13 protein-coding genes and 1 riboswitch are annotated in these 13,426 nt (G+C 61.8%); of the genes, 12 read left to right on the top strand and 1 reads right to left on the bottom strand.

Annotated elements, in window-relative coordinates:
- The first annotated feature begins 53 nt into the window (after positions 1-53).
- The 10 genes from EEB13_RS16150 to EEB13_RS16105 all read left to right on the top strand — a co-directional run bounded on the left by EEB13_RS16150 (position 54) and on the right by EEB13_RS16105 (position 10,311).
- The gene (locus tag EEB13_RS16150; RefSeq protein WP_261984567.1) at positions 54-1,262 is read left to right on the top strand and encodes a glycosyltransferase 87 family protein; all 1,209 of its coding nucleotides are present in this window, start codon (positions 54-56) and stop codon (positions 1,260-1,262) included.
- 370 nt (positions 1,263-1,632) lie between these two features.
- Positions 1,633-1,953, top strand: coding sequence for an integration host factor, actinobacterial type (mihF, locus tag EEB13_RS16145; protein ID WP_033232153.1), 321 nt, complete (start codon positions 1,633-1,635; stop codon positions 1,951-1,953).
- A gap of 60 nt (positions 1,954-2,013) precedes the next feature.
- Complete coding sequence (gene gmk, locus EEB13_RS16140; RefSeq protein WP_033232152.1) at positions 2,014-2,610, top strand: guanylate kinase; 597 nt, start codon at positions 2,014-2,016, stop codon at positions 2,608-2,610.
- A gap of 73 nt (positions 2,611-2,683) precedes the next feature.
- Positions 2,684-2,983 carry a DNA-directed RNA polymerase subunit omega gene (gene rpoZ, locus EEB13_RS16135; RefSeq protein WP_033232151.1) on the top strand — a complete coding sequence of 100 codons (300 nt, stop codon included), beginning with the start codon at positions 2,684-2,686 and terminating at the stop codon, positions 2,981-2,983.
- A complete protein-coding gene (coaBC, locus tag EEB13_RS16130) occupies positions 2,980-4,275 on the top strand; it encodes a bifunctional phosphopantothenoylcysteine decarboxylase/phosphopantothenate--cysteine ligase CoaBC (protein WP_141485802.1) in 1,296 nt (431 codons plus the stop codon). The genes rpoZ and coaBC overlap by 4 nt, the downstream gene beginning before the upstream one ends.
- Positions 4,276-4,450: 175 nt before the next feature.
- On the top strand, positions 4,451-5,665 hold the full coding sequence (metK, locus tag EEB13_RS16125; RefSeq protein ID WP_033232149.1) for a methionine adenosyltransferase: 1,215 nt from the start codon (positions 4,451-4,453) through the stop codon (positions 5,663-5,665).
- 25 nt (positions 5,666-5,690) lie between these two features.
- Positions 5,691-7,709, top strand: coding sequence for a primosomal protein N' (locus EEB13_RS16120; RefSeq protein WP_187328574.1), 2,019 nt, complete (start codon positions 5,691-5,693; stop codon positions 7,707-7,709).
- Positions 7,710-7,728: 19 nt separating this feature from the next.
- Positions 7,729-7,870: riboswitch (cobalamin riboswitch) on the top strand.
- A 12-nt stretch (positions 7,871-7,882) separates the two neighbouring features.
- Positions 7,883-8,986 carry an ABC transporter substrate-binding protein gene (locus EEB13_RS16115; RefSeq protein WP_141485800.1) on the top strand — a complete coding sequence of 368 codons (1,104 nt, stop codon included), beginning with the start codon at positions 7,883-7,885 and terminating at the stop codon, positions 8,984-8,986.
- Between the two features lie 101 nt (positions 8,987-9,087).
- Positions 9,088-9,681, top strand: coding sequence for a PadR family transcriptional regulator (locus tag EEB13_RS16110; RefSeq protein WP_141485799.1), 594 nt, complete (start codon positions 9,088-9,090; stop codon positions 9,679-9,681).
- Positions 9,682-9,777: 96 nt separating this feature from the next.
- Positions 9,778-10,311, top strand: a complete 534-nt coding sequence (locus tag EEB13_RS16105) for a glutathione peroxidase (RefSeq protein WP_033232146.1) — start codon at positions 9,778-9,780, stop codon at positions 10,309-10,311.
- Positions 10,312-10,397: 86 nt separating this feature from the next.
- Here the strand turns inward: EEB13_RS16105 and EEB13_RS16100 are convergent, their stop codons facing one another.
- The gene (locus EEB13_RS16100) at positions 10,398-11,051 is read right to left on the bottom strand and encodes a hypothetical protein (protein WP_410055772.1); all 654 of its coding nucleotides are present in this window, start codon (positions 11,049-11,051) and stop codon (positions 10,398-10,400) included.
- A 496-nt stretch (positions 11,052-11,547) separates the two neighbouring features.
- On the opposite strand from EEB13_RS16100, the gene EEB13_RS16095 reads away from it, so the two are divergent.
- Both EEB13_RS16095 and EEB13_RS16090 read left to right on the top strand, forming a co-directional pair.
- Entirely contained in the window at positions 11,548-12,003 is a 456-nt protein-coding gene (locus tag EEB13_RS16095) for a MarR family winged helix-turn-helix transcriptional regulator (RefSeq protein WP_033232145.1), read from the top strand.
- On the top strand, positions 12,000-13,421 hold the full coding sequence (locus tag EEB13_RS16090) for an MFS transporter (RefSeq protein WP_045067679.1): 1,422 nt from the start codon (positions 12,000-12,002) through the stop codon (positions 13,419-13,421). The genes EEB13_RS16095 and EEB13_RS16090 overlap by 4 nt, the downstream gene beginning before the upstream one ends.
- Positions 13,422-13,426: the final 5 nt, after the last annotated feature.

Below are 13,426 nucleotides of genomic sequence, written 5' to 3'. Positions count from 1 at the left end.
TGAGCGATCACGACGTATCCAGTGGTGTCGGATCGCGGTGGTACCGTCCTGCGGTGAGTGGATTGGACGGATTGTGGACGCGTCGCTGGTGGCGCGTCGGGGTGCTTGTTGTGGTGTGTGGGTTGTTGGCCACCGCGTTTCAGGCTCTGACGGGTGTACACGGCGACGACCTCGCGGTGTACCGGACGGCCGGGCAGGCCGTCTTGGATGGGACAAACCTCTACGACGGCTCGTTCAACGCCCGATTGCCGTTCACGTATCCGCCGTTTGCCGCCGTCGTTGCCGTCCCGGTGGCGATCGGCACCTGGGGTTTCATGCAGTGGACGTGGAGTTTCATCAGTCTTCTGATGCTGGCCGCGATCATCGTACTGAGCTACCGGGGAGTGCCGCTCACACGTAAGCGACCGCTGTCGGTGTATGTGGGATTCCTGATTCTGTGGACGATTGCGTCGCCGATTTCGGATCACCTCGGGTACGGGCAGGTTGGACTGTTTCTGACGTTCCTGTGCCTGATCGACGTCCTCGCGCGGCCGAAGTGGCTGCCCGAGGGCGTCTTGGTCGGCATAGCCGGAGCTGTCAAGCTCGTGCCCATCGTCTACCTCGGCTACTACGTCATCACCGGGAAGTGGAAGGCCTTTGCGGGCGGCGTTGCGGGTTTTGCGGGAGCAACCGCCGTAGGTTTCGCGATACTGCCACGAGCGAGCCTCGACTACTTCGGTGACATCGCATCGCTGTCGGGACGCGTCGCCGTGGGAGACCCGGCGGTCTTCGGAAATCAGTCGCTCCGTGGAATGGCGCTGCGGGTGCTTCCCGACGCCATGGTGGGGCCTGTGTGGCTGGCTGCGTGTGTTGTTCTTGCCGGGCTGGGGATTCTTGCGACTCGGCGTGTACAGCGCTTACGCGGGGATCTGGCGGCGTTTACCGTGGTCGCGCTGCTTGCCGCTGTAGTGACACCTATCGCGTGGACCCATCATTTCGTGTGGCTGGTGCCGGCCGTTGGCGTGCTCTTGACGCCGCCGCGGGGGAGGAGCACGATTCCCGCCTGGTCGTTGGCCGCCGTTGCACTGACTGCAGCAGTGGTGCTGTTCCGGTTGCCGCGCGTCGGCGCAGACCTCGACGTCCCGGTTGTCGGCTTTGTCTTGGAGAATTCTTTACTCTGGGTTGCGTTTGCTGTCCTCGTAGCGTTGGTCGTACCGGGTGCGGACCGAAATGCCGGTGCCGACGCGAGCGCCGGCGATCCGAAATCTTCGCTTTCTGCGTGAGTTTCGCTCGCGACACGCGCAAACGCGTCGAATTGCGTCGAAAAATTTGACTGTGGCACCGGGCACGTTTGGTGGCGGTGCGGCCGACGCCTGGGGCAACCTTGGGTGCTATTCGGTAGATTTACCGAAAAGCCCTGTGTTACAATAGTTTTCGCAATCATATTAACGTCCATGTTGTTTTGTTTCGGTCGAGATAGCGCTGTCGTGCACATCGATTTCGAGATACGTTTCAGAGCGCATAACCCACCGTGATCTGCACCGGACCGCGGGGGGTGGGTTAGCAATTCGCGCCAGGCGTGAGTACGGTCGCTATCGCTGCTGGTTATCCAGTGGAATAGACAAAATTTGCACACGACGAGACGGAGGAACCGTGGCCCTTCCCCAGTTGACTGATGAGCAGCGCGCTGCTGCTTTGGAGAAGGCAGCTGCTGCCCGCAAGGCCAGGGCTGAGCTCAAGGAGCGCCTGAAGCGTGGCGGCACCGACCTTAAAGAGGTCCTCAAGGACGCCGAAGACAACGAAATCTTGGGCAAGATGAAGGTTTCTGCACTGCTCGAGGCTTTGCCGAAGGTGGGCAAGGTCAAGGCTCAGGAGATCATGACCGAGCTGGAGATCGCTCCGACCCGTCGCATCCGCGGCCTCGGTGATCGTCAGCGTCGGGCTCTGCTCACCAAGTTCGACTTCGAGGTCTGAGTCGAACCGTGAGAAAAACTGGCGCAACAGTAGTGATGAGCGCTGCGAAAACAGTTTCTTATGAGTGCTGAGGCTGTGTCAGAGAGCAAGACTGCAGTGCGGAGGGGTCGGCTGGTTGTACTAGCCGGCCCCTCGGCTGTCGGTAAGTCGAGTGTGGTCCGCGAACTGAGGACTCGGTTGCCCGAGTTGATGTTCAGCGTGTCGGCAACGACCCGCGATCCTCGCCCTGGTGAGGTGGACGGCAAGGACTACCGCTTCACCACTCGCGACGAGTTTCAGCGGATGATCGATTCCGGTGAGCTCCTCGAATGGGCCGACATTCACGGCGGACTGCAGCGATCGGGCACACCAGCGGCTCCCGTCGAAGAAGCTCTCGAAGCAGGACGACCCGTACTGGTCGAGGTCGATCTGGCCGGAGCCCGTGCGGTACGCAAGGCAAAACCCGAAGCTCTCCTGGTGTTCATGGCTCCGCCGAGTTGGGACGTTCTCGTCCAGCGACTCACCGGGCGAGGCACCGAATCCGACGAGGTCGTCGCGAGGCGCTTGGAGACGGCGCGAGTCGAATTGGCCGCCCAGGACGAGTTCGACACGGTCATCGTGAACGAGGATGTAAGCCGTGCTTGCGATGAGTTGGTATCCTTGTTGGTTGGGAACTGATTTTCATCCATCCAGGTGCATAAAATCGATTCATGTAGGCCTTCATTCAAGATCTAATTCAGGAGACACAAGAGTGAGCAGCACTTCAGCCGCGTCCGCCGCAAGCCAGGGCGCTCTGCCTGCCTACGACACTCCGCTCGGCATCACCAACCCGCCGATCGACGAGTTGCTCGAACGCACCTCCTCGAAGTACGCCCTGGTCATCTACTCGGCCAAGCGTGCTCGCCAGATCAACGATTACTACAACCAGCTCGGTGACGGCATCCTCGAGTACGTCGGCCCCCTCGTCGAGCCGGGCCTGCAGGAAAAGCCGCTTTCCATCGCGCTGCGCGAAATCCACGCTGATCTGCTCGAGCACACCGAAGGCGAGTGAGCACGTCGTCTGCCGCTCCCGAATCGGTTTCGGGCACCGGGGGAGTAGCGGAAACTTCCGGTACGGCGCGTAAACGCATCGTTGTGGGTGTCGGCGGGGGTATCGCGGCGTACAAAGCGTGCGCGATCATCCGCAGCTTCACCGAGAGTGGTCACCACGTTCGCGTGATTCCCACCGAGTCCGCACTGGAATTTGTCGGCAGAGCAACTTTCGAGGCGCTCTCCGGCAATCCGGTGCACACCGGTGTCTTCGCCGATGTACCGCAGGTGCCGCATGTCCGACTCGGGCAGGAAGCGGACCTTGTTGTCATCGCGCCGGCTACGGCCGATCTGATGGCACGTGCCGTCATGGGCCGAGCTGACGATCTGTTGACCGCAACATTGTTGACCGCTCGTTGTCCCGTCGTCTTCGCTCCGGCGATGCACACCGAAATGTGGGAACACCCCGCAACGGTGTCCAACGTCGCGACCCTGCGTTCGCGCGGAGTCCACGTGATCGAACCGGCATCAGGACGATTGACCGGCAAGGACACCGGTGCTGGTCGCTTGCCCGAACCCGACGAGATCGTGGGCCTCGCGTCGTTGCTCCTCGAGCGCAGCGACGCTTTGCCTCGTGACCTCGAAGGTCGTCGAGTTCTGGTCACCGCCGGTGGTACCCGCGAACCGCTCGACCCGGTTCGTTTCCTCGGCAACCGCAGTTCGGGCAAGCAGGGGTACGCCCTGGCTCGCCTGGCCGCGCAGCGAGGTGCACAGGTCACGCTGATCGCCGGATACACGGCCGATCTAGCGGATCCAGCAGCTGTCGACGTCGTCCACATCAAGACCGCCGAAGATCTTCGATCGGCCGTCGAGAAGCATGCCCCCGGGCAGGACGGCATCATCATGGCCGCTGCCGTCGCCGATTTCCGGCCCACCACGGTGGAGGGAAGCAAGATCAAGAAGGGTGCAAACGAACCCGACTCGATCCCCCTGACGCGCAACGCGGACATCCTTGCCGGCCTCGTCGAATCGCGTCGGGCCGGTGACCTTGCCGCGGACACCGTCATCGTCGGATTTGCGGCTGAGACCGGTGACGCACACGGTGACGTCCTGAGTTACGCCCGTTCGAAACTTGCTCGTAAGGGCTGCGATCTCCTTGTGGTCAACGCAGTCGGCGAGGGCAAGGCATTCGAAGTTGATCACAACGACGGTTGGCTTCTCGGCTCCGACGGATCCGAGGCGGCACTGGAACACGGTTCGAAAGCGTTGATGGCCAGCCGCGTGCTGGATGCGCTCATTACGTTATTCCCGTAGAGGGGTGAGGGGCTTCTCACCCGTTTCGGGTGAGCGTAAGGGTGTTGCGCCGAGCGTTCAACGGATATCGTCGGCGCAGCTACACCCTGAATAAGCGACAAAACGGCCACCACACGGTGGTCGTGTTATTTCAATAAGCTGTAGTCATGAACTCAAGGCGTCGAGAGGGAGATCTGTGAGCAAGTCCGGCAGTCGGCTATTCACCAGCGAGTCCGTCACCGAGGGGCACCCGGACAAGATCTGTGACGCGATCAGCGACTCCATCCTCGACGCGATCCTCGCGCAGGATCCGCGTGCCCGCGTCGCCGTGGAGACACTCGTCACCACTGGCCAGGTTCACGTCGCCGGTGAGGTCACGACCACGGCATACGCCGACATCCCCAAGATCGTCCGCGACACAGTTCTCGAGATCGGGTACGACAGCTCTGCCAAGGGCTTCGACGGCAACTCGTGCGGCGTCAACGTCGCGATCGGTGCTCAGTCCCCGGAAATTGCTCAGGGCGTTGATCATTCGCACGAAGCTCGGGTCGACGGAACTCTCGACGACGAAATCGACCGTCAGGGCGCCGGCGATCAGGGCCTGATGTTCGGCTACGCCACCACTGATACGCCGGAACTGATGCCGCTTCCCATCGCGATGGCTCATCGCTTGTCGCGTCGTCTGACCGAGGTTCGCAAGAGCGGCGTCCTGCCGTACCTGCGTCCGGACGGCAAGACTCAGGTCACCATCGAGTACGACGGTGACAAGCCGGTTCGTCTCGACACCGTCGTCATCTCCACCCAGCACGCCGCAGACATCGACCTCGACAACCTGCTCACCCCGGACCTTCGCGAGAAGGTGCTCAACTCGGTGCTCGCAGACATCAATGTCATTGATCTGGACACCTCCGATGTGCGTCTGCTCGTCAACCCGACGGGCAAGTTCGTGCTCGGTGGCCCGATGGGTGACGCCGGTCTGACCGGACGCAAGATCATTGTCGACACCTACGGCGGAATGGCTCGCCACGGCGGCGGCGCATTCTCCGGCAAGGACCCGTCAAAGGTCGACCGCAGTGCGGCATACGCAATGCGCTGGGTTGCCAAGAACGCCGTTGCAGCCGGCCTCGCCGATCGCATCGAAGTTCAGGTTGCCTACGCGATCGGCAAGGCTGCTCCCGTCGGCTTGTTCGTCGAGACGTTCGGTACCGAGAAGACCGACCCGGCTCGGATCCAGCAGGCCATCACCGAGGTATTCGACTTGCGGCCCGGAGCGATCATCCGCGATCTCGATCTGCTTCGTCCGATCTATGCACAGACTGCGGCGTACGGTCACTTCGGACGCACCGACATCGATCTCCCGTGGGAGAGCACGGATCGTGCGGACAAGCTGCGCAGCGCAGCAGGTCTCTGATAACTGACGTACAGACGGGGCGCGGGTGGGCGCGGAAAGAGTAGCGGCAGAGGTTGATCCGGTTGCCCGGGTGCTCCCGATGCTCCCGCTCGCCCACCTCGACCGAGAGTTCGACTACCTCGTTCCCCGTGAACTCGAAGCGGATGCGCAACCCGGTGTACGGGTGCGCATCCGCTTTGCTGGTCGTCTGGTCGACGGTTTCATCGTCTCCCGCGAGGCGACCAGCGATCATCAGGGCAAATTCGGGTGGCTCGAACGTGTCATTTCGGCCGAGCGAGTCCTCACTGCCGAGATAGCGCAACTGGTCGACCGCGTTGCCGAGCGCTATGCAGGCACCCGGGCCGACGTGCTGCGCCTAGCCATACCGCCCCGCCACGCCAAGGTCGAGGGCGAGCCGTGGGAACCGAGCGGCGAGATCGCCGCGCCTACGTTGGACGAACGAGGCTGGCACCTCTATCAGTACGGCGACGCGTTTGTCACCGCTGTCCGCGAACTGCGTGCTCCGCGAGCGGTCTGGCAGGCATTGCCCGGTGAGGATTGGCCGTTGCGGTTGGCTGAACTCGCCGGTTCGGTGGCGTCGGCAGGCAAGAGTGCGGTCATCGTCGTTCCGGATCAGCGTGATCTAGATCGAGTTCTTGCCGCCTGCGAGAAAGTATCCGGACCTGAAGCGGTAGTAGGACTTTCAGCGGGACTTGGCCCGGCTATGCGCTATCGGCGGTGGCTTGCGGCGCTTCGCGGAAGTGCCCGCATCGTCGTCGGCACGCGAAGCTCCGTTTTTGCCCCCACGCCGGACACCGGCCTTGTTGTCGTGTGGGACGACGGCGACGACAACCTGTCCGAGCCCCGCTCGCCCTACCCGCACGCCCGTGAATCCGCGGTATTGCGGGCGCATGTGGCCGGGTGCGCCGTGGTGATCGGCGGATTCTCCCGAACTGCGGAGTCTCAGGTGCTCGTCGATTCGGGGTGGGCCCACGATTTGGTTGCCGCTCGGGATGTGGTCAGGCACTGCTCACCCAAGATCACCGCATTGGCGGATAGTGATCACGCGTTGGCCCGCGACCCCGGTGCGAGGGCAGCACGGTTGCCGGCGATCGCTTTTGCCGCGGCCAGGCGAGCATTGGCCGACGGCCGTGGCGTGTTGGTGCAGGTGCCGCGTCGTGGGTACGTTCCGACACTCGCATGCGGGAAGTGCCGGGCGCCGGCGCGGTGCCGTCGTTGCAACGGACCGTTGGCGTTGCCATCTGCAGCAGGTCCCGACGGTGCCGGAATTCCCGAGTGCCGCTGGTGCGGCGTCGCCGACGCGGCCTACCGATGCCATGCGTGTGGAGCCAAGGCGTTGCGTGCCGTTGTGGTCGGGGCGGGCCGAACAGCTGAGGAACTCGGTCGGGCGTTCCCCGGGGTGAAGGTTGTGCTGTCCGGTGGCGGCGATGTGGTCAAGGAAGTTGCCCAGGGCCCGGCGCTGGTGGTCTCGACCGTCGGCGCGGAACCGGTGATGACCGGGGGCTATGGTGCTGCTTTGTTGCTCGACGGGTGGGCATTGCTCGGGCGCGCAGATCTTCGCGCCGAGGAAGAGACGCTGCGGCGCTGGATGTCTGCCGCAGCCTTGGTGATTCCACTGTCCGACGGTGGCGAGGTAGTAGTCGTCGCGGATTCGGGAATCCCGACAGTTCAGGCTTTGGTCCGGTGGGATCCGGTTGGGCACGCCCGCAGTCAGCTCGACGAACGCGACGAGGTCGGGTTTCCGCCTGCCGTCCATCTGGCGGCCATCGACGGTGGTAGCGCCGCGATTACTGAATTGGTCGCTTCTGCCGATCTGCCTGCGAGCGCGGTTCTCCTCGGTCCTGTGGAATTGCCTGCGGGGGAGAGGCTTCCGTATTCCGGTGAGGACGAGGCGGGCGTAGCTCCCGAGCGTCTGCTGATTCGGGTGCCGCGCAAGGACGGCCGGGCACTGGCTGACGCTTTAGCTCATGCTCGCGCTGCTCGGAGCGCCAGAAAATCCTCCGGGCCCGTGCGTATTCAGATTGACCCGCGTCGAATCGGCTGAGAAATTTCTTGGTGGCCTGGCGCTTTGCATGATTGCGGATGTGTGCTGCCTATACTGACCACTGTCTGACGAGGGAATACCGGTGAGAATCCGGAACTGACGCGCAACGGCGATGGGATTTCCCACGAGTCCGAACACTCGTCCGGCACCACATCGAAAATGGCGATTGCCACATGTCGGGTTCCGCGACCGAGCCCCTGATCGAAGGACGACTTTCCGTGCTCACCGCACCACTGACGCGCGCACTCACTGCCGCGACCGGATTGCTCTGCACCACCGCACTACTGACCGGGTGCTCCAGCGCTACTGCGCCGGACGCCGCGACCCCGACTACCGTTGCTGCTGATGCAGCGGGTCCTACAAGTTACCCGTTGACACTCGAAAATTGTGGTGTGTCAGTGACATTCGATTCGGCGCCGCAACGAGCTGTGTCGCTGTACCAGAGTGCGACGGAGATCTTGCTCTCGCTCGGTCTCGGCGACCGGATGGTAGGCACCTCCACCTGGTTCGATCCTGTTCTCGCTCCTCTCGCGGCCCAGAACGACCTGGTGCCGAGACTGGCCGACAATGACGCATCGCTCGAAGTGGTACTCGACACCGAACCCGATCTGGTGACGTCGGCGAGCGCCCACACCTTCACCTCCGCCGTTGTTGCGGAACGCTCCCGATTCGCGGAACTGGGAATTCCCACGTATCAGTCGCCGTCTGTCTGTACCGATGCCGTCGTGGAGGGGGAGAACGTCTCGCGTACCGCGACTCTGACCATCGACACGCTGTACCGGGAGATTCGTGAGCTGGCGGCGATCTTCGACGTGCAGGATCGTGGCGCAGAGTTGATTGCCGAACTGCAGTCGCGGCTATCGGAAGCGGCGGCCGGTGTTGCCGGTTCGGGAAGAACGCTCGCTTTCTGGTTCTCCGGACTCGAGGCTCCGTACATGGCCGGATGTTGTTCGGCCCCAGGTCTTCTTGCCGACGAGGCAGGCGCCGTCAACGTATTTGCGGATCTGTCCGACGACTGGCCGGAAGTGAGTTGGGAGGCGGTAGCCGACCGCGACCCGGATGTGTTGGTGCTCGGTGACCTTCACCGTCGGCGAGTAGACGGTGATTCGTTGGAAACAAAAATCGCCTTTCTCGAATCGAATCCGGTGACCGCGCAGATGACTGCCGTGCGGAACCGCAACTACGTCACATTGTCCGGGGCCGAGATGGATCCAGGGATCCGCGAGATCGACGCACTGGAAAAGCTCGCAGACGGACTGCGCTCGACGGTGGGCTGATACCGCTCGAGACATTGCACCTTTACTGCTCGAGACATTGCACCTTCGATCTGTGCGATATATCGTCGAACTATCAGCGATATCGGCGAAGGGTAGCAACAATGGACAGGCATTTTCCCGACGGCGACCGTGGGCGCGGGCATCGTCGAGGGCGGTTCGGGCCCGACGGCGGACCTGGCCCAGGGTTCGGTCCCGGCGCGCACTTCGGACGTGGGCGCGGGCGCGGCGGGCGCGGGCGTCGAGGTGACGTTCGCGCGGCTGTTCTGCTCCTCATTGCCGAAGAACCGATGCACGGCTACGAACTGATTCAACAGATCGTCGAACGCAGTGGCGGAGTGTGGAAACCGAGTCCGGGATCGATCTACCCCGCACTGTCGCAACTCGAAGACGAAGGCCTCGTGATCATCGACAAGGTCGCCGGACGGAAGACTGCAAAACTCACCGAGGAAGGTGCCGCGTACGTCGAGCAGCACCGGGCGGATCTCGGTGCACCGTGGGACGAGGTTCGCGACAGCGTCGGCGCTCCCGAGCAGGATCTGCGTGAGCTGATCGGGCAACTGATGGGTGCTGCCGGTCAGGTCGCCGCAGTGGGTACACCAGCGCAGGTCAAGGCCGCTGCCGGTGTTCTGATCGAAGCGCGTCGAGCGTTGTATCGCGTTCTTGCCGACGACGGGTCCACCGATACCGACAGTTGAGTGCGGCACTCGTGTTGGTGTGTCCGGTCACTATCGCCGACGAAGCATGAACTACCTTGGGTAGCAATATAATCACTTCGATAATCAGGAGAGTTCATGAGTGTCCACGACTTTGCCGTCAAGGCTGCCGACGGATCCACCGAGGATCTGAGCCAGTACAAGGGCAACCTTCTGTTGGTCGTCAACGTGGCAAGCAAGTGTGGATTCACACCGCAGTACGAAGGCCTCGATGCCCTGTACCGGGAGAACAAGGACCGCGGCCTTCGGGTCATCGGATTCCCGAGCAATCAGTTCGGAGATCAGGAGCCTGGCCAGGACGCTGAGATCCAGGAGTTCTGCAGCACGACCTACAACGTCACCTTCCCGGTGTACGCAAAGATCGAGGTCAACGGAGACAACGCGGACCCGCTGTACGAGCACCTCCGCAGCGAGGCACCCGGTGAATTCGGGCCCGAAATCGGATTCCTGTTCGAGCACGTCAGCAAGACGCGCCCCGAGGCGATCGGTACCGACGAAGTGAAGTGGAACTTCACGAAGTTCCTCGTCGATCGTGACGGAGCGGTAGTTCGCCGGTTCGAGTCGACGGTCACCCCTGAGCAGATCGCCGAGGAAATTTCGGAGCTGCTGTAATTACCGGGCTGCTGTAAGCAGGACTATCAACTTAATATTCAGTCGTAATCCCGGGAGCCTCTGCGTGGTCTCCCGGGATTGCTGTCTTAAGCGTCGGACCTGTTGATTTCGATTGCACAACGCAGCACAACGTGCCAAAGTTCGTCGAGATCGACGTCGGCGATTGCGAAACCTTTTGCGGTGGAGTGGTGGTCCTGCCCGATCAATCCGGCTAGTTCGGCGAAACCCGGGTGCTGACGTACAACCTCGTATTGGTTCCAGGTTCCGTAGGCCATGAGTTGGCCGGTTTTGTTGATCCACAATTGGATGGGCGCGTACCGGAGTCCATAGGGGTACAAGAAGATGCCGCCTCCCGGACGATTGCCGAACCACAGGTTCTCGTGCTGTCCGCGGATGTCATCGAGATTTTCGAGAAGTTCGAAGATCCGCTGGGCGGAGACGCGGTCGGACGTGGCGTCGAGTGCGTCGAGGAATGATTGTGTGGTCCAGGATGTCGAGGGGCCAGAACTGCGGGCTTTAACGGCCGCGATTTCGCCGCCGTAGGTGGAAGGCATCAGGAATTCGATGTCCCCGTGTCGGGCATAAGTCAGCTGAAGAGCGGTGACTGCCACTTCGTCGCGAGTTATTCGGTTCAGGAATTCGACCAGGCGTTTGAGATCGTTGTCGATACGGTCGACGGCCTTCTGTGATGTTGAGGTCGAGTTGTTCGAGTGCAGTCTCCCCGAGCGCGGCAAGATCATCACCCCGCTGACGATTCCATTGCTCCCTGAACGATTTAGCACCATCGACCCAGATCGCGGATGCGTAATCGAGAACCTGCCCGATCACCATTCTGCGTCGCTCGGAGTTCGATGCAAGCTTGCACTCGACGATCGTGATCGTGCCGTCAGGGCTGACAATGCACACGTCTGCGGGCCCTGCCGTGGTCGAAAGCTCGCGAACAGTCAAAGCGCCTTCGGGGACACCGGGTACGTACTGCGGGTCGGTTGCGACGATCCGCTGCAAGTGGTCTTCGTTCTCGTAGGCGGTCATCTCGGGTGAATCCCAGGATTCTGCGGATCCGATCCGTCGGATCAGCAATCCGGGGTCTACATCGCAGTTTGGGCTCGCAACGTCACGTCACCTCGCAAAATTTGACAGATAGTCTGTTGAAAAAATTTCGATAGAGACAGGTCACATCCAAGACCTTAGAAGAAATAAGCAGCTACCCTGGCTAATGAGACTAGGGAGAATCGCATGGACGAACGTGCCGACCGGCTGCGGGAAGACGTGGCGCTGTTCAGTCGAAGGATTCGGACGAAGAGTTCCGGGCATTTGTTGACTCCAACCCAACTGCAGGCACTTGCGCATCTGGATCGGGTGGGCGCGATGAGTGCGCGTGCGCTTGCCGATTTGGAGCGGGTAGTCCCGCAAACAATCGCCCGGACTGTGCTTCTCCTCGAGGAGAAGGGGATGGTGACGCGCACCGTCGATCCACATGATGCTCGCGCGAGTTTGATCTCGATCACGGACATCGGCCGCAGGACCTTGGACGTGGACCGCGCCGCCCGTAGTGAATGGCTTACGTCCGTGCTGACGGAGGAGTTCACTGACGTCGAACGTGAGTTGCTCTATCTCGCAGGACGTTTGCTGCGGCGTGCGGCTGAGTCGACCGATACAACACCGGCGCAGGAGTCAGTGATGCGCGCATGACTGCCGTCGAGGACCAGGCAGATACCAAGGCCTTGCCTGTTCCGTTCCGGGTGAGTGGTGCGGCAGCGACCGGCAGCATTCTGCAACCGCTGAATTCGTCGATGATTGCCGTGGCAATTGTTGGTATCGCCGCTCAGTTCGGGTCGAACGGCGGCGTTTCCTGGATCATCTCCGCGATGTACATCACGACCGCTGTTGGCGCGCCCATGATGGGTCGGCTCGGTGCATTGCTGGGCGCTCGCCGGGTATTTCTCGGAGGCTTAGCCCTGGTCGCCATCGGATCGTGCGTCGGGATGCTTGCCCCGAATGTCGGTTGGTTGATCGGTGCGTACGTGATCCTCGGATTCGGCATTTCAGCCCACATGCCCAACGCGATGACCATGGTCCGCAGCTACTCCGAGCGCTACGGGCGCCAGCCGCGTACGGCGATTGCAACGTTGGTTGTCTGCAGTCAGTCCGTTGCAGCTCTTGGTCCCACTGTCGGTGGTCTCCTTGTGGGGGCTTTCGGGTGGCAATCGATCCTGTGGGTGAATCTTCCCGTCGTAGTGCTCAGTGCTGTTGTGGTTATGCGTGCTGACGTGGGCTTTGCCGGCGGTGGGCGAGTGTCGGTTCGGGAAGCGCTCCATGCTCTCGATGTGGTCGGAATCGGATTGTTCCTCGTGACGATCACGTCGACGATGGTGCTGCTGGTTTCGTTGCCGGGGAACCCGACGTGGTGGCTGCTTCCCGTTGCGGTGACGGGACTCGGTCTCTTTGTCTGGTGGGAGCACCGCGCTCCGGAGCCGTTTCTGGATGTCGAGGCCCTGGCACGTAATCGCTCGCTCAGTGCCACTCTGGGTCGGACATTGCTCACGTACACGTGCTTCTACTGCGTCTTTTTCGGAATTCCGCAATGGCTGCAGTACGCGCGGGGGATGAGCCCGATCGAGGCCGGCTTGACGATGCTGCCCGTCGCGGGGGTCAGCGTGGTGGCCACCATGATCGGGTCTCGCACATACCGGCGGTACGGCGCCCGTCGCACTCTGTTTGTCGGTACGTGTGCGCTGCTGGTCGGCGGGGTGTTGATCGCTTCGGTCGAAAGCTCGACTGCACCGGTCTTGGTGCTTCTCCTTGTTGCCGCGGTACTTGGTATACCGAACGGTTTCAACAACATCGGCAATCAAAGCCTGATCAATGCGGTGACAACCGTGGACGAAGTTGGTGCAGCTATCGGCGTTTACCGCACAGTTGCGTTCATCGGCGCGAATCTTGCGGTTGTGGTGTTGCAGGTAACGGCCGGTCATCAGATCGACGACGCTGGTCTGCACCGGACTGGATGGTTCATCGCAGTTTCAGGATTGGTCCTTCTTGTCGGGATCATGTTCTCGCGCAACATGGGACCGGCCCGCGCTGTCGATTCCCCGACTTCGTCTGCCTGATCTCG

The sequence above is a fragment of the Rhodococcus sp. WS3 genome (assembly GCF_003797085.1).
Classification (GTDB): Bacteria; Actinomycetota; Actinomycetes; order Mycobacteriales; family Mycobacteriaceae; genus Rhodococcus_F; species Rhodococcus_F globerula.
Note: the sequence above shows the minus strand (reverse complement) of the source record. Positions and strands in the feature narration are given on the sequence as shown.

Excerpts from the sequence above, each read along its gene's own strand:
- EEB13_RS16095 (WP_033232145.1), top strand. The coding sequence starts at position 11,548 with ATGGACGAACGTGCCGACCGGCTGCGGGAAGACGTGGCGCTGTTCAGT.
- EEB13_RS16110 (WP_141485799.1), top strand. The coding sequence starts at position 9,088 with ATGGACAGGCATTTTCCCGACGGCGACCGTGGGCGCGGGCATCGTCGA.
- gmk (WP_033232152.1), top strand. The coding sequence starts at position 2,014 with ATGAGTGCTGAGGCTGTGTCAGAGAGCAAGACTGCAGTGCGGAGGGGT.
- EEB13_RS16115 (WP_141485800.1), top strand. The coding sequence starts at position 7,883 with ATGTCGGGTTCCGCGACCGAGCCCCTGATCGAAGGACGACTTTCCGTG.
- EEB13_RS16100 (WP_410055772.1), bottom strand. The coding sequence starts at position 11,051 with ATGATCTTGCCGCGCTCGGGGAGACTGCACTCGAACAACTCGACCTCA.
- EEB13_RS16090 (WP_045067679.1), top strand. The coding sequence starts at position 12,000 with ATGACTGCCGTCGAGGACCAGGCAGATACCAAGGCCTTGCCTGTTCCG.
- EEB13_RS16105 (WP_033232146.1), top strand. The coding sequence starts at position 9,778 with ATGAGTGTCCACGACTTTGCCGTCAAGGCTGCCGACGGATCCACCGAG.